The 22,344-nt window shown below is 62.4% G+C and carries 19 protein-coding genes; 13 read left to right on the top strand and 6 right to left on the bottom strand.

Translation table 11 applies throughout. The features are described 5' to 3' along the window. Positions 1-15 precede the first annotated feature (15 nt). The 13 genes from ACP7D9_RS09365 (at position 16) to ACP7D9_RS09305 (ending at position 16,665) form a co-directional block, all read left to right on the top strand. The gene (locus ACP7D9_RS09365) at positions 16-261 is read left to right on the top strand and encodes a 4Fe-4S dicluster domain-containing protein (protein ID WP_003225615.1); all 246 of its coding nucleotides are present in this window, start codon (positions 16-18) and stop codon (positions 259-261) included. Between the two features lie 220 nt (positions 262-481). Then, positions 482-1,885 carry an ABC transporter substrate-binding protein gene (locus ACP7D9_RS09360; RefSeq protein ID WP_426156931.1) on the top strand — a complete coding sequence of 468 codons (1,404 nt, stop codon included), beginning with the start codon at positions 482-484 and terminating at the stop codon, positions 1,883-1,885. Positions 1,886-2,022: 137 nt separating this feature from the next. Then, on the top strand, positions 2,023-2,805 hold the full coding sequence (locus ACP7D9_RS09355) for an ABC transporter permease (protein WP_426156929.1): 783 nt from the start codon (positions 2,023-2,025) through the stop codon (positions 2,803-2,805). Beyond that, positions 2,805-3,653, top strand: coding sequence for an ABC transporter ATP-binding protein (locus ACP7D9_RS09350; RefSeq protein WP_101162281.1), 849 nt, complete (start codon positions 2,805-2,807; stop codon positions 3,651-3,653). Before ACP7D9_RS09355 ends, ACP7D9_RS09350 begins: the two co-directional genes overlap by 1 nt. After that, positions 3,650-4,612, top strand: coding sequence for a HEAT repeat domain-containing protein (locus ACP7D9_RS09345; protein ID WP_426156927.1), 963 nt, complete (start codon positions 3,650-3,652; stop codon positions 4,610-4,612). Before ACP7D9_RS09350 ends, ACP7D9_RS09345 begins: the two co-directional genes overlap by 4 nt. Continuing rightward, positions 4,609-4,887: a DUF971 domain-containing protein gene (locus ACP7D9_RS09340; RefSeq protein ID WP_426156925.1), complete on the top strand. Its 279-nt coding sequence runs from the start codon at positions 4,609-4,611 to the stop codon at positions 4,885-4,887. The genes ACP7D9_RS09345 and ACP7D9_RS09340 overlap by 4 nt, the downstream gene beginning before the upstream one ends. A gap of 121 nt (positions 4,888-5,008) precedes the next feature. After that, positions 5,009-5,626, top strand: coding sequence for a transcriptional repressor LexA (gene lexA / locus ACP7D9_RS09335; protein WP_101162276.1), 618 nt, complete (start codon positions 5,009-5,011; stop codon positions 5,624-5,626). Continuing rightward, positions 5,626-6,243, top strand: coding sequence for a translesion DNA synthesis-associated protein ImuA (gene imuA / locus ACP7D9_RS09330; RefSeq protein WP_101162274.1), 618 nt, complete (start codon positions 5,626-5,628; stop codon positions 6,241-6,243). Before lexA ends, imuA begins: the two co-directional genes overlap by 1 nt. A gap of 5 nt (positions 6,244-6,248) precedes the next feature. Then, a complete protein-coding gene (locus tag ACP7D9_RS09325; protein ID WP_426156922.1) occupies positions 6,249-7,664 on the top strand; it encodes a Y-family DNA polymerase in 1,416 nt (471 codons plus the stop codon). Further along, positions 7,640-10,738, top strand: a complete 3,099-nt coding sequence (locus tag ACP7D9_RS09320) for an error-prone DNA polymerase (RefSeq protein WP_426156920.1) — start codon at positions 7,640-7,642, stop codon at positions 10,736-10,738. Before ACP7D9_RS09325 ends, ACP7D9_RS09320 begins: the two co-directional genes overlap by 25 nt. Before the next feature lie 317 nt (positions 10,739-11,055). Next, the gene (locus ACP7D9_RS09315) at positions 11,056-11,745 is read left to right on the top strand and encodes a GntR family transcriptional regulator (RefSeq protein ID WP_076563214.1); all 690 of its coding nucleotides are present in this window, start codon (positions 11,056-11,058) and stop codon (positions 11,743-11,745) included. Positions 11,746-11,880: 135 nt separating this feature from the next. Further along, positions 11,881-13,992 carry an ATP-binding protein gene (locus ACP7D9_RS09310; protein WP_426156918.1) on the top strand — a complete coding sequence of 704 codons (2,112 nt, stop codon included), beginning with the start codon at positions 11,881-11,883 and terminating at the stop codon, positions 13,990-13,992. 39 nt (positions 13,993-14,031) lie between these two features. Beyond that, positions 14,032-16,665 carry an excinuclease ABC subunit A gene (locus ACP7D9_RS09305; protein WP_426156916.1) on the top strand — a complete coding sequence of 878 codons (2,634 nt, stop codon included), beginning with the start codon at positions 14,032-14,034 and terminating at the stop codon, positions 16,663-16,665. 123 nt (positions 16,666-16,788) lie between these two features. Here the strand turns inward: ACP7D9_RS09305 and ACP7D9_RS09300 are convergent, their stop codons facing one another. From ACP7D9_RS09300 to ACP7D9_RS09275, 6 genes are read right to left on the bottom strand one after another with little or no spacing between them, the layout of a single operon-like run. Then, positions 16,789-18,732, bottom strand: a complete 1,944-nt coding sequence (locus ACP7D9_RS09300) for a response regulator (protein ID WP_426156914.1) — start codon at positions 18,730-18,732, stop codon at positions 16,789-16,791. Further along, positions 18,722-19,597, bottom strand: coding sequence for a sensor histidine kinase (locus tag ACP7D9_RS09295; RefSeq protein WP_426156912.1), 876 nt, complete (start codon positions 19,595-19,597; stop codon positions 18,722-18,724). The genes ACP7D9_RS09300 and ACP7D9_RS09295 overlap by 11 nt, the downstream gene beginning before the upstream one ends. Next, on the bottom strand, positions 19,590-20,603 hold the full coding sequence (locus ACP7D9_RS09290; protein WP_426157379.1) for an ATP-binding protein: 1,014 nt from the start codon (positions 20,601-20,603) through the stop codon (positions 19,590-19,592). The genes ACP7D9_RS09295 and ACP7D9_RS09290 overlap by 8 nt, the downstream gene beginning before the upstream one ends. Next, positions 20,600-21,004 carry an anti-sigma regulatory factor gene (locus ACP7D9_RS09285; protein ID WP_426156910.1) on the bottom strand — a complete coding sequence of 135 codons (405 nt, stop codon included), beginning with the start codon at positions 21,002-21,004 and terminating at the stop codon, positions 20,600-20,602. The genes ACP7D9_RS09290 and ACP7D9_RS09285 overlap by 4 nt, the downstream gene beginning before the upstream one ends. Continuing rightward, positions 21,001-21,363, bottom strand: a complete 363-nt coding sequence (locus ACP7D9_RS09280; RefSeq protein ID WP_016774466.1) for an STAS domain-containing protein — start codon at positions 21,361-21,363, stop codon at positions 21,001-21,003. The genes ACP7D9_RS09285 and ACP7D9_RS09280 overlap by 4 nt, the downstream gene beginning before the upstream one ends. A gap of 4 nt (positions 21,364-21,367) precedes the next feature. Beyond that, positions 21,368-22,219 (bottom strand): STAS domain-containing protein, encoded by an 852-nt coding sequence (locus ACP7D9_RS09275; RefSeq protein ID WP_101159394.1) that lies wholly within the window; start codon positions 22,217-22,219, stop codon positions 21,368-21,370. Positions 22,220-22,344 lie beyond the last annotated feature (125 nt).

Raw genomic sequence — 22,344 nt, 5'->3', positions numbered from 1 at the left:
AAGAGGGTCCGAACCATGGCTTATCAAGCTCAGGAAATATTCTTCCGCTCCAACGCCCCGGTCACCGTGGACGAGGACAAATGCATCGCCGAAAAGGGCTGCACCGTGTGTGTCGACGTCTGCCCGATGGACCTGCTGGCGATCAACCCGGCCACGCAAAAGGCCTACATGGCGTTCGATGAATGCTGGTATTGCATGCCGTGCGAGAAGGATTGCCCGACGGGGGCGGTGAAGGTCGACATCCCTTATTTGTTGCGTTGAAACCCGATCCCTGTAGGAGCTGCCGAAGGCTGCGATCTGTTGATCTGAAAAGCAAAATCAACAGATCGCAGCCTTCGGCAGCTCCTACAGGGGATTTGTGGCAAGCCATTAGCTACCCGGAAACCCCGGACGCTCGATTCACCGAAAACCCCTCGTTTCCCACCGCGCCCTGATCGCGGCGGAGACGAATTTCAAATAAACGATTCGAGGGGAAACACTCATGTTGCGTGCAGCAATTGCCAGTCTGGTACTGGCTTCGTTCACCTTGTCGGCCTCGGCCGAAACCATCCGCATCGCCATCGGCACCCAGGACACCACCATCAACTGCGCCGCCGGCGGGCTGCTGATCCGTGAGCTTGGCTTGCTCGACAAATACCTGCCCCACGACGGCGCATATAAAGACGCGAAGTACGACGTGCAGTGGAAGAACTTCACCAGCGGAGCACCGCTGACCAACGAGATGGTCGCCGGCAAACTCGACTTCGGGGCGATGGCCGATTTCCCCGGTGCGTTCAACGGTGTGGCGTTCCAATCCGCAGGCAAGCACAGCCTGTTCATCAGCGTGCTGTCGGGCAGCATCAAAGGCAGTGGCAACGGCATCGTCGTACCGAGTGCCTCGCCCGTGCAGAGCTTGGGAGAACTCAAGGGCAAGACCATTTCAGTGCCGTTCGCCTCGACAGCCCACGGCATGTTGCTGCGTGCCGTGGCAGAGCAGGGCTGGGACCCGCTCAAGGATGTCAACATCATCGCCCAGCCACCGGAAGTCGCTGGCTCGGCATTGCAGGCCGGCAAGATCGACGCCCACGCCGATTTCGTACCGTTCGCCGAACTGTTCCCGAGTCGTGGCTTCGCCCGCAAGATCTACGATGGCGCCCAAGCCAACGCGCCGACTTTTCACGGCGCATTGGTGGATCAGGCCTATGCGAAAAAGTATCCGGAAATCGTCGTCGCCTATCTGCGTGCGAGCATCGAAGCCAACCAACTGCTCGCCGCCGAACCGGAGAAGTACAGCGAACTGATCGCCAAAGTCACTGGGGTCGATGCCGAGGTCAACTACCTGTTCCACGGCCCGCTGGGCGTGCAGACCCGCGACCTGAGCTGGAAACCTGAATACCGTCAGGCCGTCGGTACCGCCATCGATACCTTGAAGCTGCTGAAGAAAGCCGATCGCGGTCTCGACCTGAACAGCTTCATCGACGACCAGTACATCCGCGCCGCCTTCAAGGCTGCGAACCTCGATTACACCGCGCAACTGGCCAACTACGCGCAGACGCCGTTGCCGGGTGTGGATGCGGCGACGGGCAAAGCCATCACCGACGTCAGCCATGTCGCGGAAATCTGGGTGCGTGGCGAGGAAAAAGTCCGCCGTTATGGCTCGGCTGAAGCGGCCTTCACCGCGTTGGCAGGGTTGAAGCAGGAGGGCAAGAACATTCGTGCGGTGTATGCGCAGGCCAGTGACAGCGGGATCAAGTTGCTCGCTGAACAGGCGTGGTTTGCCAGCGACGCCAAGGGCCGCCTCAGTGCATTTCTGCTCAAGGGCCAGGCCCAGCAATACGCCACGGCGCAGGGCGGCAAGGTGTTCGATTTCAGTGACGCCACTGCGCAAGCCGTTGCCGTGCGCTGATCTTCGGTACGCCCGATTCCCTGTGGGAGCGGGCTTGCTCGCGAAGGCGGTGCATCAGTAAATAAATAATTGCCTGACACACCGCATTCACGAGCAAGCCCGCTCCCACAAAGGATCCCGGTTTGAGAGGAATAATTGTGTATCGATCCTGTTTACGTTGGTTCCCGAGAGCCGCCTCACTGTTGCTCTGCCTATTGTTCTGGCAGCTCGCCGCCAGTCACCACTGGAACCTCGGCCTGGTCACCTTCGCGAACGTGCCGACGCCACTGGCCGTCATCGAAGCTGCGCTGGGCCTGGGCGATTCGGGCAAACTCTGGCAGCACTTGAGCAGCAGCCTTGGCCGCGTCTTCGCCGGTTATCTGGCGGCGTTGATCATCGGCATCGCGCTGGGCCTGGCCATCGGCCGTTCGAAATGGGCCGAAGACCTTCTGTTGCCGCCACTGGAAGTCCTGCGCCCGATCCCCGCCGTGGCCTGGATCCCGCTGGCGATCCTGATGTTTCCGTCCTCGGAATTGTCGATGGTTTTCATCACCTTCACCGGCGCGCTGTTCCCGATCCTGCTCAATACCGTGCACGGCGTCGAAGGCGTTGATCCACGCCTGATTGCCTCGGCGAAAAGCCTCGGAGCAGGGCGCCGGGCGATTCTGCTGGAGGTGATCCTGCCGGGCGCTGCGCCGAGCATCATCACTGGTCTGGCGATCGGCATGGGCACCTCGTGGTTCTGTCTGGTAACGGCGGAAATGATCTCCGGGCAGTTCGGCATCGGTTACTACACCTGGGAGTCCTACACCATTCAGAACTACGCCGACATTGTCGTCGGCATGCTCCTGATTGGCGTGTTGGGCATGGGCAGCAGTTGGCTGATCAAACGCCTGGGCGGTTTGTTTACGCCCTGGCATCGACCGCGAGGCAAAGCCTGATGAGCGTTATGCAAACCCCGGACGGGCGAATCGACATCCGCCAGTTGTCCATCGTCCTCGGCCAGGGCCGCGAAGCTTTCGAAGCGGTGCAGGGCCTCGATTGCCAGATCGAACCCGGCCAGTTCGTGTGCATTCTCGGCCCGTCCGGTTGCGGCAAGTCGACCTTGCTCGGCGCTCTGGCCGGACACTTGAGCGCCAAGACCGGCAGCCTGAAAGTCGACGGCAACGAGGTGGCCGGACCATCACCACAGCGCGGCATGGTGTTCCAGCATCACACGTTGTTCCCGTGGCGAACGGTGCGCGACAACGTCGCCTTCGGCCTGAAGATGCGCGGCATCGGCAAGGCTGAGCGGCATCGCGCCGCTGATGAAATCCTCAAACTGGTCGGTCTCGAAGACTTTTCCGAACGCTGGCCGGATCAGCTCTCCGGTGGCATGCAGCAGCGGGTGGAGATCGCCCGGGTGCTGGTCAATCGCCCGCGCCTGTTGCTGATGGACGAGCCCTTCGGCGCACTGGATGCGTTGACCCGTCTGAACATGCAGGAGCTGCTGCTGGACATCTGGACGCACATCCGCACCACCGTGGTTTTCGTCACTCACGACATCGACGAGGCGCTGTTTCTCGCTGACCGCTTGCTGGTGATGAGCGCGCGACCGGGGCGGATCATCGAAGACTTGCGTCTGGATTTCCCGCGTCCACGCACCAGCGAACTGGTGACCAGCCCGGCATTCGCTCGCCTCAAACGCCATTGCCTCGACCTGCTGCGCCACGACAACGAACGCCCGCTGCCGCGCCTCAATCCGCTCGGCCTGCCTCCTGAAAACCCTTTGCCGCGATTTGCCCTATGACCTCTATTTTTGCTGTGACCGACAACGAAGACATCCTCGCCCTGCAACCGCGTCTGACGGCTGCAGACGCCGGCGTGCGGCGCATTGCCCTGATTGATCTGGCCGATCTGGAGGAGCCGGATGGCTTGCTCTGGCTGGTCGATCGACTGCGACAGGATCCCGCCGAGGACGTCCGCGCTGAGGCGGCACGTCTGCTCGAAGCGTGGGAGGACGAAGCGGTCGTGCAAGCCCTGTGCGAGGCACTGACGGATCCGGCGCCCGCTGTGCAATCGGCCGCGGCGCAGAGTCTGAGCCTGCTCAAGACGGCAGCGGCGGGGCGGGTGATTCTGCCGTGGACCACTCATGCCGATGTCAGTGTGCGCATAGCCGCCTTTCGGGCGTTACGAGAATTGCGCTTCGCCGAAGCCGCGCCGGCTGCCTTCGCCGCCTTGGAGGATGCTGACGCCAGTGTTCGTCGCGAAGCGGTCGGCGTGCTCGGCTGGCTCAAACAGCTCGACGCGCTGCCAGCCCTGGCGCAACTGGCCAGCGACGATCCGGACACCGAAGTGCGCCGCGCCGCCACCGGCGCGCTCGGTCTGGCCAGCGATGCCGAGGTGTTGCCGGCGCTGCGCCAAGCCTTGCACGACCCTGCCTGGCAAGTGCGCGAAGAGGCTGCGACTACCCTGGGCAAGGTCGGCCACAGCGACGCCGGCCCGGCTCTGGTCGAAGCACTGAACGATGACTATTGGCAAGTGCGCCTGCGCGCCACTCGCAGCCTCGGCCGCTTGCGCTTCGCCCCGGCGCGGGACGCGCTGATCGACACCCTCGGCCACCGCATCAGCAACTTGCGCAAGGAAGCTGCGCTGGCCCTCGGTGAATTGAACGATCGCGGCGCCGTGGCCGCGTTGCAGGCGGCGCAGGACGATGGCGACCCGGAAGTGCGCAAAGCTGTGCGCATCGCGTTGAGTCAGTTGCAGTGAACCCGCTGTCGGTGGGCAATTCGCAAAGTGCGCGCACGTTACGCCTGAGGTGGCCGGACGGGCGTGAATCGCTGCTCACGCATGCCGATCTGCGCCGACAATGCCCGTGCTCGCAATGCCGCGCGTTTCGCCTGCGCGGCGTTACACCGCTGGTTGATGATCGTGTACGCCTGATAGAGGTCAACCCGCAGGGTTATGGCGTGCAACTGGTGTTCAGCGACGGCCATCAGCGCGGGATTTACCCGTGGGAGTACCTGGCGCAACTGGATTCCTGACCTTATCCGATGATCGTTCCCACGCAGAGCGTGGGAACGATCAGATCGCAGCCTTCGGCAGCTCCTACGTCGGCTTGCGCCGACTGGCGGTTCTTGTCAGGAAATTCCCACAGGAGTACAAATGTACTCCATGACAAACCTGACTCCCCGCCGTACCGCCATTCTGACCTTTATCCGCGATCGCATCGCCGAACACGGTCAACCCCCCAGCCTCGCTGAAATCAGCGAGGCTTTCGGTTTTGCCTCGCGCAGCGTGGCGCGCAAGCATGTGCTGGCGCTCACTGAAGCCGGTTTCATCGAGGTCAATCCGCACCAGGCCAGAGGCATTCGCCTGCTCGGCCAGCCGCCGCGCCCTGAGCTGCTGGAGATTGCGGTGCTGGGCCGCGTGGCCGCCGGTGCGCCAATAGGCGCCGATGCCGACATCCATAACCGTTTGCTGCTCGACCCTGCACTGTTCTCCCGCGCCCCGGATTACCTGCTGCGGGTGCAGGGCGACTCGATGATCGAGGACGGCATCCTCGACGGCGATCTGGTCGGGGTGCGGCGTAATCCCGAGGCGCTCAATGGCCAGATCGTCGTTGCGCGTCTGGACGGTGAAGTCACCATCAAACGCTTCGAACGGGTAGGGGAAGAGGTGCGCCTGCTGCCGCGCAACCCGGCGTACAAGCCGATTGTCGTGCGTGACGATCAGGATCTGGCCATCGAGGGCGTGTTCTGTGGTCTGGTGAGGCAAGGCTGATGGGCGCCGTCGTTGCACTGGATACGCTGTTCAATGGCGGCCAGGTCTGGCGCGGCCGGCCTGCGCCACCGGCGGCGAGTCCGCAGCCGACCGGGCATGCGGCATTGGACGCGGCCCTGCCCAGCGGTGGCTGGCCGGAATCGGCATTGAGCGAAATCCTCCTCGCTGGCCCCGGTGTCGGCGAGTTGCAACTGGTCTGGCCGACCCTGGCGCGATTGTCGGCGGCCGGTGAACGCATCGTGCTGGTGGCGCCGCCGTTCGTGCCGTACCCGCAGGCCTGGGCCAATGCCGGAGTCGATCTGCGCCAGCTGTCAGTGATTCAGGCCAGCGAACGCGATGCCTTGTGGGCGGCGGAGCAATGCCTGCGCTCGGGCAGTTGCGGCGCGGTACTGTGTTGGCCAAACAAGGCTGATGACCGAGCCTTGCGGCGTTTGCAGGTGGCGGCGGAAACCGGCCAGACCCTGGCTTTTGCCTGGCGCCCGTTGAGCGAAGCGGTTAACCCGTCACCGGCAGCGTTACGCATTGCCATCGATGCCAAGCCGGCGCAGCTACGCGTGCTCAAGTGCCGTGGCGGGCTGGCCCGTGCGACGCCGATTGCCTTTGCTTTGGGGCACTGATCGTCATGCGCTGGGTATGTATCCTGTTTCCGCAATTGGCGCTCGACGCCGTGCTGCGTCAGCGTCCTGATCCCGACGAGCCGCTGATCCTGCTCAGCGGCCCGGCCCAGCGCCGGATGCTGCAAGCGGTGAATCCGGCGGCGCGCAAACTCGGCCTGCGCCCCGGCATGTCGATGACTGCCGCGCAAGCCATGAGCAAAGGCTTTGCCACCGCCGATTACGAGCTGGCCGAGGTCGAGCACTGGCAGCAGTTTCTGGCCGCTTGGGCCTATCGTTTCAGTGCTCAGGTCAGCGTGCATTATCCGCGCACTGTGGTGTTCGAGATCGAATCCAGTCTCGGTCTGTTCGGTACCTGGCCGCAATTCGAAGCCCGTCTGCGCCAGGAGTTGAAAGACCTGGGCTTTCGTCACCGCATCGTCGCCGCGCCGAACCCGGTGGCCGCGCGGGTGTTGGCCAATGCCTACGATGGCTTGGTGGTGCCGGACGGCGAAGCCTTGCAGCATCACCTCGGGCAATTGCCGGTTGATCGTGTCGGGCTGGAGCCGAATGTCGCTACGGCGTTATCGCGCATGGGCCTGCGCAACCTCAGTCAGGTGCAAAGTCTGCCACGCCAGGCACTGGCCCGACGTTTCGAAGCTCAAATGCTCAAACACCTCGACACGCTGTTCGGCGCACGCCCCCTGGCGCTGGCGTTCTATCTACCGCCGGACCGTTTCGATAGCCGCATCGAACTCAATTTCGATGTGCAGTCCCATCAGGCCTTGCTGTTCCCGTTACGACGCTTGACCGGCGATCTGTCGGCGTTTCTCTGTGGACGCGACAGCGGAGTGCAGCGCTTCGACCTGCATCTGGAACATGCCGGGCTGCCGGACACGGTGATCAAGGTCGGCCTGCTCAGTGCCGAACGTGACGCGGCGATGCTCTTCGAACTGGCCCGTGGGCGACTGGAACAAGTGCAGGTCGAGGCGCCGGTACGTGGTTTTCGCTTGCGCGCCGAGGATCTGCCGACTTTTGTCCCGCAATATCAGGAACTGTTCGACGACCGCCCGCAGCAGACTTTGCCCTGGGAGCAATTGCGCGAGCGCCTGCGCGCACGGTTGGGTGATGACGCGGTGCAAGGGCTGCGTTTTCAGGCCGATCACCGCCCCGAGTGTGCATGGCAGAACGCCGTCGATAAACAGCCTTGTCCAGGCTTGCCCAACCTGCAGCGCCCGGGCTGGTTGCTCAACGAACCTCAAAGCGTGCCGGAAGGTTCAGCGCGGATTCTCATGGGGCCGGAGCGCATCGAGTCCGGTTGGTGGGACGGTGGCGACGTGCGGCGTGATTATTACCTGATCCAGAACCGCACCGGTCAGCAGGGCTGGGCCTGGCGCGCGGTGGGTGAGGGCGGTCCGCTATGGCTGCAGGGCTGGTTCGCATGAATGCCGGATATGCCGAACTGCATTGCCTGTCGAACTTCAGTTTCCAGCGCGGAGCCTCGAGCGCGCTGGAGCTGTTTCAGCGGGCGAAAAAGCATGGTTATCAAGCGCTGGCGATTACCGATGAATGCACCCTGGCCGGGATCGTCCGTGCTTGGCAAGCAGCAAAATCCGTTGAGTTGCCGCTGATCATCGGTAGCGAAATTCGCATCGATAACGGCCCGAAACTGGTGCTGCTGGTGGAAAACCTTGCCGGTTATCAAGCCCTGTGCGGCTTGATCACCCAGGCCCGGCGCCGTACGCAGAAAGGCCAGTATCAGGTTTTGCGCGAAGACTTCGCCCAAGCGCTGCCCGGTTTGCTGGTGTTGTGGGTGCCGGATTCAGCGAACGACCAGAACGAAGGGCGCTGGCTGAAACAGACATTCGGTGAACGTTTGTGGCTCTCGGTGCAACTGCATCGAGGGCAGAATGACCAGCAGCGGTTGGCGGCATTGCTGACGCTCGCAGCTGAGTTGCAAATCCCGGCAGTAGCCAGCGGTGATGTGCACATGCATGCACGGGGGCGCCGCGCCCTGCAGGACACCATGACCGCGATCCGTCATCACGTACCCGTGGCCGAAGCGGGTCTGCGCCTGCATCCCAATGGTGAGCGGCATTTACGCGGTCTCGAAGTGCTGCGCGAGTTGTATCCGCCGGCCTTGCTCGAGGAGTCGGTCAAATTGGCCAGGCGTTGCACCTTCGAGCTGAGCGAGCTGCGTTATCAGTACCCGAAAGAGCTGGTGCCCGAGGGCCAGAGTGCCAGTTCCTGGTTGCGGCACCTGACCAAACAAGGCATCGCCTGGCGCTGGGAAAAAGGTGCGCCCTTCAAGGTGCTCAGACAGATCAATAAAGAACTGAAGCTGATCGCCGAGCTCGGCTACGAAAGCTACTTCCTCACCGTGCACGACGTGGTGTGTTTCGCCCGCACGCAGAACATCCTCTGTCAGGGGCGCGGTTCGGCCGCCAACTCGGCGGTCTGTTATGCCTTGGGCATCACCGAGATCGACCCCGACCGCACCACGCTGCTGTTTGAGCGCTTCATGTCGAAAGAGCGCAACGAACCGCCGGACATCGATGTCGATTTCGAGCACGAGCGCCGTGAAGAAGTCCTGCAATACGTGTTCAACCGTTACGGTCGGCGGCGTGCGGCGTTGACGGCGGTGGTCAGCACCTATCACGCCACCGGCGCCGTGCGCGATGTGGCCAAGGCGCTCGGACTGCCGCCGGATCAGATCAACGCGCTGGCCGATTGCTGCGGCCGCTGGAGCGATGAAACGCCGCCGCTGGAACGCTTGCGTGAAGGTGGCTTCGACCCCGACAGCCCGGTGCTGCGTCGGGTGCTGAGCCTGACCGGGCAACTGATCGGCTTCCCCCGGCACTTGTCCCAGCATCCCGGCGGTTTCGTGATTTCCGAACAGCCGCTGGACACCCTGGTGCCGGTCGAAAATGCAGCCATGGCCGACCGTACGATCATTCAGTGGGACAAGGACGATCTCGATGCCGTCGGCCTGCTCAAGGTCGACATTCTGGCGTTGGGCATGCTCAGTGCGATTCGCCGCTGCTTTGACTTGCTGCGTCGTCATCGTGATCTGAACCTGACGCTCGCAACGATCCCGCCAGAAGACAAACCGACCTACGCCATGATCAGCCGTGCCGATACGGTCGGTGTGTTTCAAATCGAATCGCGGGCGCAGATGTCGATGCTGCCGCGTCTGAAGCCGCAGACGTTCTACGATCTGGTCATTGAGGTGGCGATCGTCCGGCCCGGGCCGATTCAGGGCGGCATGGTTCATCCGTACTTGCGCCGACGTAATAATGAAGAAGCGGAAACCTATCCGTCGCCGGCGCTCAAAGTCGTGCTGGAAAGAACCCTGGGCGTGCCGCTGTTTCAGGAACAGGTCATGCAGATCGCCATCGTGGCTGCCGACTACAGTCCCGGCGAGGCCGATCAGTTGCGCCGCTCCATGGCTGCGTGGAAACGCCATGGTGGACTGGAGCCGCACAAGGCGCGTCTCGCCGCCGGCATGGAAAAAAACGGCTACACACCGGAATTCGCCGCGCAGATCTTCGAGCAGATCAAGGGATTCGGCAGTTACGGTTTTCCCGAATCCCACGCTGCCAGTTTTGCCTTGCTGACTTACGCCAGTTGCTGGCTCAAGTGCCACGAGCCGGCGGCGTTCGCCTGTGCGCTGATCAACAGTTGGCCGATGGGCTTCTACAGCCCTGACCAGATTCTGCAGGACGCGCGCCGACACCAGTTGCAGATCCGTCCGGTGGATGTGCGCGCCAGCGACTGGGATTGCAGCCTTGAACCGCTGAGTGCCGGGCAGCCGGCGATTCGCATGGGCCTGCGCATGATCAAGGGGTTTCGCGAAGAAGATGCCCGGCGTATCGAAGCCGCGCGCCGACACGGAGCCTTTGCCAATGTCGCTGACCTGGGTGAGCGTGCCGCCCTCGACAGTCGTGCGCAGGCCTTGCTTGCAGACTCCGGCGCTCTGCGCGGCCTGGCCGGGCATCGTCATCGCGCGCGTTGGGAAGTGGCCGGGGTACAGAAACAACTCGGCCTCTTCGCCGGCCTGCCCAACGAGGAAGAAATCAAAATCGTCCTGCCCAAACCCAGCGTTGGCGAAGACCTGCACGCCGATTACGCGACGGTGGGCACCACACTGGGGCCGCATCCGTTGGCATTGTTGCGTGGTGAGTTGCAGGCCCGGCGTTGCCGCAGCTCGCGGGAATTGATGGATATTGAACACGGCCGGCCGGTCAGCGTGGCAGGCCTGGTCACTGGCCGACAGCGCCCCGGTACGGCCAGCGGGGTGACGTTCGTGACGCTGGAAGACGAGTTTGGCAACGTCAATGTGGTGGTCTGGCGTGACTTGGCTGAGCGGCAGCGACAGGTACTGGTCGGTTCGCAATTGCTCAAGGTCGACGGCCGCTGGGAACGCGAAGGCGATGTGCGCCACTTGATCGCCGGGCGCCTGAGCGACCTCAGTCCACTGCTTAATGGCATTCACGTGCAAAGCCGGGACTTTCACTGACCCCTTCACGGGCAAGCCCACTCCCACAGGAATTCTGGTTGTACTGAAGATTGTCGATTTGCCTCCGGACCAATGTGGGAGCGGGCTTGCTCGCGAAAGCGGTGCATCAGGCGATGCCGACGTTGAATGTGCCAACCCCTTCGCGGGCAAGCCCGCCTCACAGGTTTTGGTCTGCGTTCAAAACAGATACAAATCAAAAGGCTGCACCTTTCGGCCGATCGCAGATATTCTGCGCTTCACACGGGTACGGGAACCCGACGAATCTCCATGGCCAGCCACTGCCAGGAGGAGTTGCCCGATGCCAAAGGAGTGTTCGAATGAGCGAAAAAAAGCTGGAAACCACGGTCGACCGCGTCTACCAAGGGGTTTATGCGGCGATCAGCAAGCGTTCGTTGCGCCCCGGCATGAAGCTGGGCGAGGCTTCGCTGGCCGAATTGTTCAATGTCAGCCGCACGTCGGTGCGTGCTGCGCTCAAGCAATTGGAGGCTGATGGCCTGGTGACGACCGAGCCCAACAAAGGCGCGTCGGTATCATTGCCCAGTGACGCAGAGCTGCGTTCGCTGTTCGAAACCCGACGGTTGATCGAAATCGGCATTGTCACCGAGCTGTGCCGGCGCAAAGACACCGTTGCCATGCAGGACCTGCGCGAGCACTTGTTGCTCGAAGACGCCGCCCATGCGGCCGGCGACCACGAACGTCTGATCCACTTGCTTGGCGAATTCCACCTCAAACTGGCGCGCAGCCTGAACAATCCGGTGCTGCTCGACTGGTTCCAGAAGCTGATCTCGCGCGCCTCGCTGTATGCCGCCGCGCTCGACGACGACAGTCACCAGGCCTGCCGCGACGACGAACACCTGCGCTTGCTCGAGTACATCGAGGCTGGCAATCAAAGCGCTGCGATCGAGCTGACCTGCACGCACCTCAACGGGATCGAGAAGGCGATTCTCGACGTCGCTGCAAAAATGAAAACCGGCTATCACCCGCTAAAACACCTGATTGGCGTCTGAATGGCCCGGTGTCGCAAATCGGCTACACCTGCGATGAAACCAATACGCTTTCAGAGCCTCGAAACACACGGGCGTCGCGTCGTTGTAGCGTTGCGATAGATCGGAAAACCGCAAAATAGGACACTGAGTCAGGCGATGCAGTTTTTATCCCAAAGCCACGGCTGTGACGGCTGGAAGGGCGAAATGGCCGAACGCATCCGAGCGTTCGACTGGAGCCCTACCGAACTGGGCGCGCTCGCCGAATGGCCGGTCAGCCTGTGCAACACCGTGCAACTGATGCTGGCTTCGCCGCTGCCGATGGTGATGCTCTGGGGCCACGCCGGCTACATGATCTACAACGACGCCTATTCCGAATTTGCCGGCGGCCGCCATCCCTATCTGCTCGGCGTGCCGGTAGAGCTGGGCTGGCCGGAAGTCGCTGAATTCAACCGTCACGTTGTCGACACCTGCCTGGCAGGCGGCACCTTGTCCTACCGCAACAAAGAGTTGGTGTTGCTGCGCGACGGCGTGCCCGAAGACGTCTGGATGGATTTGTATTACAGCCCGGTGGCCAATGACGAAGGCGTGCCCGGCGGCGTCATGGCAATGGTGGTCGAGACCACCGAACTGGTGCATTCCGAGCGCCTGCGCCAAGCGGCGGAAGATGCTTACCGCGCCGACAACGAGCGCGTGCGTCTGGCCTTGAATGCCGGCGCACTGCTTGGCTCGTTTGTCTGGGACATCAAAAACAATCGCTTGTCCGCCGATGAGCGTTTCGCCCGCACCTTCTCCTATCCTGCGGACCAGGACCTGAGCGATCTGCAACAAGAAATTGCCGAATCGCGCATCCATCCCGAGGATCATCGGTGGGTGCAGGAACGGGTTGCCCACTGCGTGCGCACTGGCGAACCGTACAACGCCGAATACCGCGTGCAGCGTGGCGACGGCCAGTATCTGTGGGTCTTGGCCAGTGGTGCCTGCGAGTTCGATGAAGACGGCAAGCCGTTTCGCTTCCCCGGTGTGCTGATTGACATCCATGAGCGCAAGAATGCTGAAGACTCGCTGCTCAAATTCACCCGCAATCTCGAACAACGCGTGGCTGCTGAAGTCGATGCGCGGCTGGCGGCTGAGGAGCAATTGCGTCAATCGCAGAAGCTCGAAGCCATCGGTGGCCTGACCGGCGGCGTCGCCCATGATTTCAATAACCTGCTGCAAGTGATCGCCGGCAACCTGCATTTGCTCGCTCGGCATGAGCCGAACAATGCCAATGTGCAACGCCGGGTCGGGGCTTCGCTGGCGGCGGTCGAGCGCGGTGCCAAATTATCTTCGCAACTGCTGGCGTTTGCCCGTCGGCAACCGCTGTCACCGGCCGTGTGCAACCCTGAGCAGATTTTCGAAGGCGTTGGCGAATTGCTGCAACGCGCCCTGGGCGAAACCATTCAGATCGACGTGCAGTTGCCGTCGCAGCCGTGGCACATCAACGTCGACCGCAACCAGCTGGAAAACGCGATTCTCAATCTGGCGATCAACGCCCGCGACGCGATGAAGGGCGAAGGGGTTATCGGCCTCAGCGCCGCTAATGTCTGCCTGGACAGCGACTACTGCGCCGGCAAGGGCATCGCGGCCGGTGAGTATGTTCGTGTGGCGGTCAGCGACACCGGCGTGGGTATTGCCCCACAAATGCTTGAGCAAGTCTTCGAACCGTTCTTTACCACCAAGGCCGACGGGCAGGGCACCGGGCTCGGTTTGAGCATGGTTTTCGGCTTCGTCAAACAGAGCGGCGGCCACGTCGAGATCGACAGCCAGCTGGGCGACGGTACCCGAGTGCAACTGTATTTCCCACGCAGTCTTCGTCCGGTCCGTGAAGAGGCCACGAGCGTCGGCGAACGCAAGAGCGGTGGCCACGAAACCATGCTGGTGGTCGAAGATAACGACGCAGTGCGCGCCTCGGCGGTGGAATTGCTGCGCGAAGAGGGCTATCGCGTGCTGACGGCCTGCAATGGTGACGTCGCCATGCAGATGCTGCTGGAAGGCATCGAGATCGACCTGATTTTCACCGACGTGGTCATGCCCGGCCTGATCAAAAGTTCGGATCTTGCTGCCTGGGCCAAGGTGCAGACGCCGCCGGTGCCGGTGTTGTTCACCTCCGGGCACACCCGCGACATCATTTCCCGCGACCATCAGCTCAGCCCCGATACACATCTGCTCGGCAAGCCGTACAGCCCGCAAGCGTTGCTGCAGACGATTAGCGAGGTGCTCGGCACCTGAACCCGAGCGCCACCCTTATATTCCAATCAAGGCAGGTCAATGACTTCCAAGCGCAATTGCAAAGCACCCGCCGGCATGGTTCGTGTGCGCGGCGCCCGCGAACATAACCTGAAAAACGTTGACGTCGATATTCCACGCGATGCGCTGGTGGTGTTCACCGGCGTCTCGGGTTCGGGCAAGTCGTCGCTGGCGTTTTCGACGTTGTACGCCGAGGCCCAGCGGCGCTATTTCGAATCGGTGGCGCCGTATGCGCGGCGGCTGATTGATCAGGTTGGCGTGCCGGATGTCGATTCCATCGAAGGTTTGCCGCCCGCCGTGGCCCTGCAACAGCAGCGCGGCACGCCAAGTGCGCGTTCGTCGGTGGGCAGCGTGACGACGTTGTCGAGCCTGATCCGTATGCTCTATTCCCGCGCTGGCAGTTACCCGCCGGGGCAGCCGATGCTGTATGCCGAGGACTTTTCACCGAACACGCCGCAGGGCGCGTGCCCGGAATGCCATGGCCTTGGCCGCGTCTATGAGGTGACCGAAGGGCTGATGGTGCCGGATCCGAGCCTGACCATCCGCCAGCGCGCCGTGGCGTCCTGGCCCTTGGCCTGGCAGGGGCAGAACCTGCGCGACATCCTCGTGACCATGGGCATCGATGTCGACATCCCGTGGAACAAACTGCCCAAAAAGCAGCGCGACTGGATCCTTTTCACAGAAGAAACGCCGACGGTGCCGGTGTACGCCGGGCTGACCCCGGAAGAAACCCGCGTCGCCCTCAAGCGCAAGATAGAACCGAGCTACCAAGGTACTTTCACCGGCGCCCGGCGCTACATCCTGCACACCTTTACCCACTCGCAAAGTGCGCTGATGAAGAAGCGTGTCTCGCAGTTCATGCGCGGCAGTCCGTGCCCGTTGTGCGAGGGCAAGCGGCTCAAGCGCGAGGCGTTGTCGGTGACCTTTGCGGGCTACGACATTGGCCAGCTGGCACAAATGCCGTTGCTGCAAGTGGCCGAAGTACTGAGGCCGGTGGCGGCGACCAGTTACCTGGAACAGGCTGAGGGAAGCGGCGACACCCTCAGCCATGCGCAGACTCGCGAGGCCCGTAAACAGCGGGTCGCCCATGGCGCCAGTGGCCACGCCAGCGCGCCGGATGTGCGCCACACGCCGAACCTGTCGCTGGAAAAACGTCTGGCAGCGCAGCGTATTGCTGAAGATCTGCTGGAGCGCGTCAGCACCCTGACCGATCTCGGCCTGGGTTACCTGGCGCTGGAGCGCAGTACACCGACCTTGTCGTCGGGCGAGTTGCAGCGTTTGCGTCTGGCCACGCAATTGGGTTCGCAGCTGTTCGGGGTGATTTATGTGCTGGATGAGCCGTCCGCCGGCCTGCATCCGGCGGATGGCGAAGCGCTGTTCGAGGCGCTGCAGCGGTTGAAGGCGGACGGCAACACGCTGTTTGTGGTCGAGCACGATGTCGAAACCATGCGCCGTTCCGACTGGCTGATCGACGTCGGCCCGGCAGCGGGGGAAAAGGGCGGGCGAGTGCTGTACAGCGGCCCGCCTGAGGGGCTTGCCGAGATTGCGGATTCGCAGACCCGCGCTTATCTGTTCGCCGAAAACCAACGACCTGAACGCACCGCGCGCAAGCCGAGCGGCTGGCTGAAGCTGGACGGCGTCACGCGGAACAATCTGAATAATCTGAGCGCCGAATTCCCCCTGGGCTGTTTCACCTCGGTGACCGGGGTGTCTGGCTCCGGCAAATCGAGTCTGGTCAGTCAGGCATTGCTGGAACTGGTCGGCGCGCAGTTGGGGCGGCCGGTGGCCGAGGTCGAGTCGCAAGAACCGAGCCTGGAAGATGACGTACAGCCGCCCAGTACCGGCCAGATCACCGCCGGCCTGGAGTCGATCAAGCGGCTGGTGCAGGTTGATCAGAAACCGATTGGCCGTACACCGCGTTCCAATCTGGCGACCTACACCGGACTGTTCGATAACGTGCGCAAGCTGTTCGCCGCGACCCCCGAAGCGCAAGCGGCGGGCTATGACGCCGGGCAGTTTTCCTTCAACGTCGCCAAGGGCCGTTGCGCCACGTGCGAGGGTGAGGGCTTTGTCAGCGTCGAATTGCTGTTCATGCCCAGCGTGTATGCGCCGTGCCCCACCTGTCATGGCGCGCGCTACAACCCGCAGACCCTGGCAGTTCTCTGGCAGGGCTTGAGCATCGCGCAGGTGCTGCAATTGACCGTCGATGAAGCGGTGGCGGTGTTCGCCGAGCAGGCGGGGATACGTCGTTCGCTGGAGGTGTTGCGCGATATCGGCCTGGGGTATCTGCGCCTGGGGCAACCGGCCACCGAACTGTCCGGCGGCGAGGCGCAGCGGATCAAACTGGCGACCGAATTGCAGCGCAGTCAGCGTGGCGCGACCTTGTATGTGCTGGATGAGCCGACCACGGGATTGCACCCTAGGGATGTCGACAGGTTACTGGAGCAGCTCGATACATTGGTGACGGCAGGGCACACGGTGATCGTCGTCGAACACGAAATGCGTGTCGTCGCGCAGAGCGACTGGGTGATTGACATCGGCCCCGGCGCGGGCGATCAGGGCGGCAGGATTGTCGCTGCCGGCACACCGCAAAAAGTCGCGGCGAGCAGAAAGAGCAAGACTGCGCCGTTTCTCGCTCGGGCGTTAAGCCGATGATGGTGGCGCCCTCGCTAGCGTCTTCGCGCGCAAGCCCGCTCCCACAGTTTTGTGGGTTTACCCGGAAAACTGGTTGCACACCAGATCCCTTGTGGGAGCGGGCTTGCTCGCGAACGCGGAGTGTCAGGCGCCACCAATCGTGCGGCGGACCTTGTCGAGCAATTCGCTGATCTGGAATGGTTTGACCAGCATGTCCATCCCTGTACCGAGAAAGACCTGGCGGTTGAGCGCAGTTTCGGCGTAGCCGGTCATGAACAGGATGGGCAGCCCTTCGTGCCAGCCACGGGCAACATCGGCCAGTTCGCGGCCACTCATGCGCGGCAGGCCGACGTCGGTCAACAGCAGGTCGATTGACGGATCATTCTGCAACCGCTCCAGCGCCGACTCGATATCCGCCGCCTGCGTGCAGCGGTAGCCGGCATCTTCCAGCACTTCGGTGACAAACAAGCGCACCGTGGCCATGTCCTCGACAATCAGCACATGCTCGCCACTGCCTTTGGCGTCAGGCATCGGCACTGGCGCGTCGGCACCGGTCGGGTCGTTGGTGCCGGGCAGCATGATCGTCACTTCGGTACCTCGCCGGGCAACGCTACGGATGTGCGCGTCACCGCCGGACTGGCGGGCGAAGCCGTAAATCGTCGACAGGCCGAGCCCGGTGCCCTGGCCCAACGGCTTGGTGGTGAAGAACGGCTCGAACACCTTGTCGATCACGTTGTGTTCGATGCCGGTGCCGTCGTCGCGTACCGACAGCGCCACGTACGCGCCATCGGCCAGATTCGGATCGCCATGGGAATAAGCGGCGTACGTGTTGACCCAGATATTGCCGCCGGAGGGCAGGGCATCGCGGGCGTTGATCACAAGGTTGAGCACCGCGCTTTCCAGCTGCACCGGGTCGACCAACGCAATCGCCGGTTTGTTGGTCAGTTCCAGCTTGAGATTGATGCGCTCACCGATGGTGCGCACCAGCAACTCTTCCAGCGAGCGAACGTGCTCGTTGATGTCCACCGGCCGCGTATCCAGCGGCTGCTGACGGGCGAAGGCGAGCAGGCGATGGGTCAGCGAGGCCGCGCTCATCGCTGAGTTCAGCGCTGCTTCGGTGTAGAACTGCACCTTGTCCAGACGCTCATCGGCCACGCGTTTCCGGATCAGTTCCAGACTGGTGATGATCCCGGTAAGCAGGTTGTTGAAGTCGTGGGCAATGCCGCCGGTGAGTTTGCCCAGGGCATCCATTTTCTGCACTTGCAGCAATTGCGCTTCGGCGCGCACGCGCTCGGCGACTTCCTTGGCCAGTTGGGTGGTGGTGTCGTCCAGTTGCGCCAGGTGCGAGCGCTCACGGTGGCGGTGCTCGGTGACGTCTTCGACGAACACCAGGCTTAGCTCTGGCGTGCGATAGGGCGAGATCTGCCATTGCGTTTCGCGAATCTCACCCTGCACGCGCATGTTCAGCGTGCCCTTCCAGCGCTCGCCGTCGACCAGACGCAGGCGCAGTTCGTCGAGGATGGAGCATTGATCTTCGGCGAAGCATTCACGCAGCGCCTGCGGATCGCGGTTATCGACGATCAGCTGGGCAAAGGCGTGATTGCATTCATGCACTTTCAGATTGGCATCGAGTACTGCGATCGGCGCCGAGACGTTGGCGAAAATCTCGCGAAAACGTGCCTCGCTTTCGCGCAGGGCATTTTCCGTATCGCGCACCCGCAGCAGGGTACGCAGCGTCGCCAGCAGCACATCGGGGTCGACCGGGTGAATCAGATACGCATCGGCACCGGCGTTGAGACCGGTGATGATGTCGCCGGTCTGGATCGACGCCGCTGACACATGAATCACCGGCAGCAGCGCGGTGCCCGGGTCGGCGCGCAGCAGGCGAACGATATCGAAACCGCTCATGTCCGGCAGGTTGACGTCGAGGATCAACGCATCGAGGGCTTCGCTCTCGATCAGAGCCAGGCCGTCGCTGCCGGTGCCGGCCTCAAGCACCGTGTAGCCGTGGCGCTCCAGGCGCCGGCGCAAGGCGTAGCGGGTGGCGACGTTGTCATCGACGATCAGCAGGCGGATGTCACGATTCATCGACGTTCTCCAGAGCGATTGCCAGCGGGATGATGACGAAGAATGTCGAGCCGACGCCCGGCGTGCTTTCAACCCCGACTTCACCGCCGAGCAAGGCAGCGAAACGCTTGCACAGTGACAGGCCCAGACCGGTGCCGCGCAGACGCTTCTGCAATGGCGAATCGACTTGGGAGAAATCCTCGAACAGCGTGTCATGCAACTCGGCAGCGATGCCGATGCCGGTGTCGCTGACGGCAAAGCGCACCTTGTCTTCACCTTCCAGTCGCGCCGACACGCGCACTTCGCCACGGGTGGTGAATTTCAGCGAGTTGGAAATGAAGTTGCGCAGGATCTGCCCGAGCTTCTTGTCATCGGTATACAGGCGCGGCAGGCCCAGCGGCTCTTCGAAGATCAGATCCACCGCCGAAGCATCGACGATTGGCCGGAACATCCCGCGCAGGGCCGAAAACAGGTCGAACATGTCGAACCAGGCCGGCGAGATGCTGATGCGCCCGGCTTCGATCTTCGCCAGATCCAGCAGGTCATCAACCATGTCGCTGAGCTCACGGGCAGCGGTGCTGACGAAGGCTACCTGCTTGTGCTGCTCAGGGCTGAGCGGGCCGTCAAGTTCGTCGGCGAGCAGACTGGTGATGCTCAGAATCGAACCCAGCGGCGTGCGGAATTCATGGCTCATGTACGACAGGAAACGGCTTTTCAGATCCGATGCCTGACGCAGTTCTTCAGCCTGAGTGTCGAGCTCGGCGTACAGCGCCAGCACGCCCTGGTTGGTTTCATCGAGCTCTTCGCGCAGAGCAGTGGTTTCGCGCTGCAACTGAGCGATGAGCGCCGCCTGTTCGGCAGGGCTCAGGGTTGTCGATTCAGCCATGGGTGGCCTCCAGATCAACGACCAGCACCGTCACGTCATCGCGACCACGACAGAAGTCGCGGTGCAGGACGCTGGCTATCACGGACGGATGGCGATGCACCAGGCCGGGGTAGTCTTTGAGGTTCCAACGGGACTGTAAGCCGTCGCTGTACATGATCAATAAATGTCCGTTCACGTGAGCATAGTCAAAGGGTTTGGCTTTACGGTACTGGCCGCCAACGATGCCAGGGTGCGAGGCCAGGCCGCGTGACTTTTCGGGGTCGAGCAAGCTGGCGCCGATATTGCCCACACCGGCGAATGTCAGGCTATCGCGCTGGCTGTCGAACTGCGCGAAGGCCACAGCGCCGCCGCGGGTACCGAGCATTTCCTGATGCAAGTCTTCCATCAATGGCACGGGATCGGCAAAGGGTGCCCGGGCGAATGCGTGAGCACCGGCCAGACCTGCGCGCTCGGCATCTTCGCCGTGACCGAGGCCATCGACGACCAGCGCGCTGATCCGCGCGCCCTCATACGCCAGGTGCCAGACGTCGCCGCAGGCGGGATCGGCATGCAACGAATGCTGGCTTACCCCGAAACGGATATCGGCCTGCCGATCACCGCGTGGAAATATCCGCGCCAGCAACACAGCGCCACGGTGGTCAGCGTAAACATCAAACACATCAGTCTGTCGCGACACCGCGCCAAGACCGATGCCCTGCGTACCGCCAGTGGAGAAACCGTCCGCCAGACAGGCATCCAGATCAAAGCCTTGCGCGCGATCCACCGTCTGCATTTCGAGGCCGAAACCGTTGCCCGGCCTCGTCAGTACACGCAGGTGAAATTCACCGCGCTGGGCATGCTTGAGTACGTTGCTGGCCAATTCCGTCGCGACCAGCGCCACCCGCCCGGCATCGTTTTCGTCGAAGCCATGCTGTTCGGCGAGTTTCTGCGCGGTGCGCCGCGCGTGACCGATCTGGCTGCTGTCCTCGATCGGCAGAACCTGGGTCAACGACCCGGTGATATTCATGTCCATCGTGTGATCGTAATGCGCGTGCCTTTGCCCGGCTCAGTGTCGAGTTCGAATTCATTGACCAGGCGTTTGGCGCCAGTCAGACCCAGGCCCAGGCCACTGCCGGAGGTCCAACCGTCGGTCATCGCTAGTTTGATGTCGGGGATGCCCGGGCCTTCGTCGCGGAACGTGATGCGCAAACCGACCCGGCCGTTTTCCTCGAGGATCTGCCAGTCCATGTCGCCGCCGCCGCCATAGACCATGGTGTTACGCGCCAGCTCGCTGACGGCGGTGACCAGTTTGGTCAGGTCGATCAGCCGCATGCCGCATTCGGTGGCGAGCTTGCGCGTGGTCTGGCGGGCGAGCACCACGTCCTGTTCAATGGAGATGGGTTGAGTACCGCTGCTGCGTACGGTCATTGCAGGCGTACTCGATCCTGCAGCAGTTTCATTCCGCGTTCGACGTTGAGGGCGGTGCTGACGCCCGGCAAAGTCATGCCCAGCTCAACGAGCGTGATCGCCACGGCCGGCTGCATGCCGACCAGCACGGTTTCGGCGTCCATGATTTTCGATAACCCGGAAATGGTGCCGATCATGCGCCCGATGAACGAGTCGACCATGTCCAGCGCGGAAATGTCGATCAACACGCCGCGCGCCGAAGTCCGGCTGATGCGCTCGGACAGGTCGTCCTGCAGGGTCATGGCGAGTTGGTCGTGCATGTCGACCTGAATGGTCACCAGCAGCAAATCGCCCATCTGAAGAATCGGAATACGTTCCATCGGCTCAGACCGCTTTGCCGAGGCTGATGCCCAGGCGAGTCAGAGCCAGCTTCAACGCGTCGGCCAGGTTGGCTTTGGTCACGACACCTTGCAGATCAAGACCCAGGTGGACGATGGTTTGTGCAATCTGCGGACGCACGCCGCTGATAATGCAGTCGGCGCCCATCAGGCGAATCGCGGTGACGGTTTTCAACAAGTGCTGGGCGACCAGGGTGTCGACAGTCGGCACGCCGGTGATGTCGATGATGGCGATTTCCGAACCGGTGTCGACGATGCGCTGCAGCAGCGACTCCATCACCACTTGCGTGCGCTGCGAGTCGAGGGTGCCGATCATCGGCAGGGCGAGGACGCCGTCCCACAACTTGACCACCGGGGTCGACAGTTCCAGCAGTTCTTCCTGCTGACGCTTGATCACCGCTTCGCGGGATTTCTGGAAGGTGCCGATGGTGTGCATGCCGACGGTGTCGAGCAGCTCGGACACTTCCAGCAATTGCTCGGCGAGCAGCGCAGGCTGGTCTTGATAGTGGTTTTGCAGCAGGGCGAACAACGGCCCCTTCAGCGCAAAGATGAAGTTGGCGGTTTGCTGGGAATCCTGGCCGAGCAGGGCGCGGCTCTGCGACAGCTTCTCAAGGAACTGACGGGTGTCTTCCCAGCCTGCGGCGGCGACTTTGCTGCCGTTGCCATTTTCCAGACCGGCCAGCAGCAGGCTGAGCAAATCGCGGGTTTGCTGAGTGACGTCATGTTCTTTGAGGTTGCGCGTCGCGCCGCTGGCTTCGAGGCGTTTGGTCCATTCGCTCAACAGCTGAGTCTGGTTGTTCTTGATTGCTTCAACTGTGCTGTTCTGCAGTGCTGCCATGTGCGTGTCGCTCCGTTTCATAAGGGGCCGGCCTGGCGAAATGGCCGGCGCGAATTGACTGACATTTGCCGCTGGAAATAGTTGTTCATCCTGCGGTGAATTTTCTACCTGCCGCGTCGATCGCC

The sequence above is a fragment of the Pseudomonas sp. TSRC2-2 genome (assembly GCF_049897785.1).
Taxonomy (GTDB): Bacteria; Pseudomonadota; Gammaproteobacteria; order Pseudomonadales; family Pseudomonadaceae; genus Aquipseudomonas.
This window is presented reverse-complemented; position numbering and strand designations above follow the sequence as displayed.

Bases quoted from the DNA above. Each gene is read 5' to 3' on its own strand.
- ACP7D9_RS09275 (WP_101159394.1), bottom strand. From the start codon at position 22,219: ATGGCAGCACTGCAGAACAGCACAGTTGAAGCAATCAAGAACAACCAG.
- imuA (WP_101162274.1), top strand. From the start codon at position 5,626: ATGGGCGCCGTCGTTGCACTGGATACGCTGTTCAATGGCGGCCAGGTC.
- ACP7D9_RS09325 (WP_426156922.1), top strand. From the start codon at position 6,249: ATGCGCTGGGTATGTATCCTGTTTCCGCAATTGGCGCTCGACGCCGTG.
- ACP7D9_RS09365 (WP_003225615.1), top strand. From the start codon at position 16: ATGGCTTATCAAGCTCAGGAAATATTCTTCCGCTCCAACGCCCCGGTC.
- ACP7D9_RS09280 (WP_016774466.1), bottom strand. From the start codon at position 21,363: ATGGAACGTATTCCGATTCTTCAGATGGGCGATTTGCTGCTGGTGACC.
- ACP7D9_RS09285 (WP_426156910.1), bottom strand. From the start codon at position 21,004: ATGACCGTACGCAGCAGCGGTACTCAACCCATCTCCATTGAACAGGAC.
- ACP7D9_RS09345 (WP_426156927.1), top strand. From the start codon at position 3,650: ATGACCTCTATTTTTGCTGTGACCGACAACGAAGACATCCTCGCCCTG.
- ACP7D9_RS09290 (WP_426157379.1), bottom strand. From the start codon at position 20,603: ATGAATATCACCGGGTCGTTGACCCAGGTTCTGCCGATCGAGGACAGC.
- ACP7D9_RS09295 (WP_426156912.1), bottom strand. From the start codon at position 19,597: ATGGCTGAATCGACAACCCTGAGCCCTGCCGAACAGGCGGCGCTCATC.
- ACP7D9_RS09320 (WP_426156920.1), top strand. From the start codon at position 7,640: ATGGCTGCAGGGCTGGTTCGCATGAATGCCGGATATGCCGAACTGCAT.
- ACP7D9_RS09350 (WP_101162281.1), top strand. From the start codon at position 2,805: ATGAGCGTTATGCAAACCCCGGACGGGCGAATCGACATCCGCCAGTTG.
- ACP7D9_RS09300 (WP_426156914.1), bottom strand. From the start codon at position 18,732: ATGAATCGTGACATCCGCCTGCTGATCGTCGATGACAACGTCGCCACC.
- ACP7D9_RS09310 (WP_426156918.1), top strand. From the start codon at position 11,881: ATGCAGTTTTTATCCCAAAGCCACGGCTGTGACGGCTGGAAGGGCGAA.
- ACP7D9_RS09315 (WP_076563214.1), top strand. From the start codon at position 11,056: ATGAGCGAAAAAAAGCTGGAAACCACGGTCGACCGCGTCTACCAAGGG.
- lexA (WP_101162276.1), top strand. From the start codon at position 5,009: ATGTACTCCATGACAAACCTGACTCCCCGCCGTACCGCCATTCTGACC.
- ACP7D9_RS09305 (WP_426156916.1), top strand. From the start codon at position 14,032: ATGACTTCCAAGCGCAATTGCAAAGCACCCGCCGGCATGGTTCGTGTG.
- ACP7D9_RS09360 (WP_426156931.1), top strand. From the start codon at position 482: ATGTTGCGTGCAGCAATTGCCAGTCTGGTACTGGCTTCGTTCACCTTG.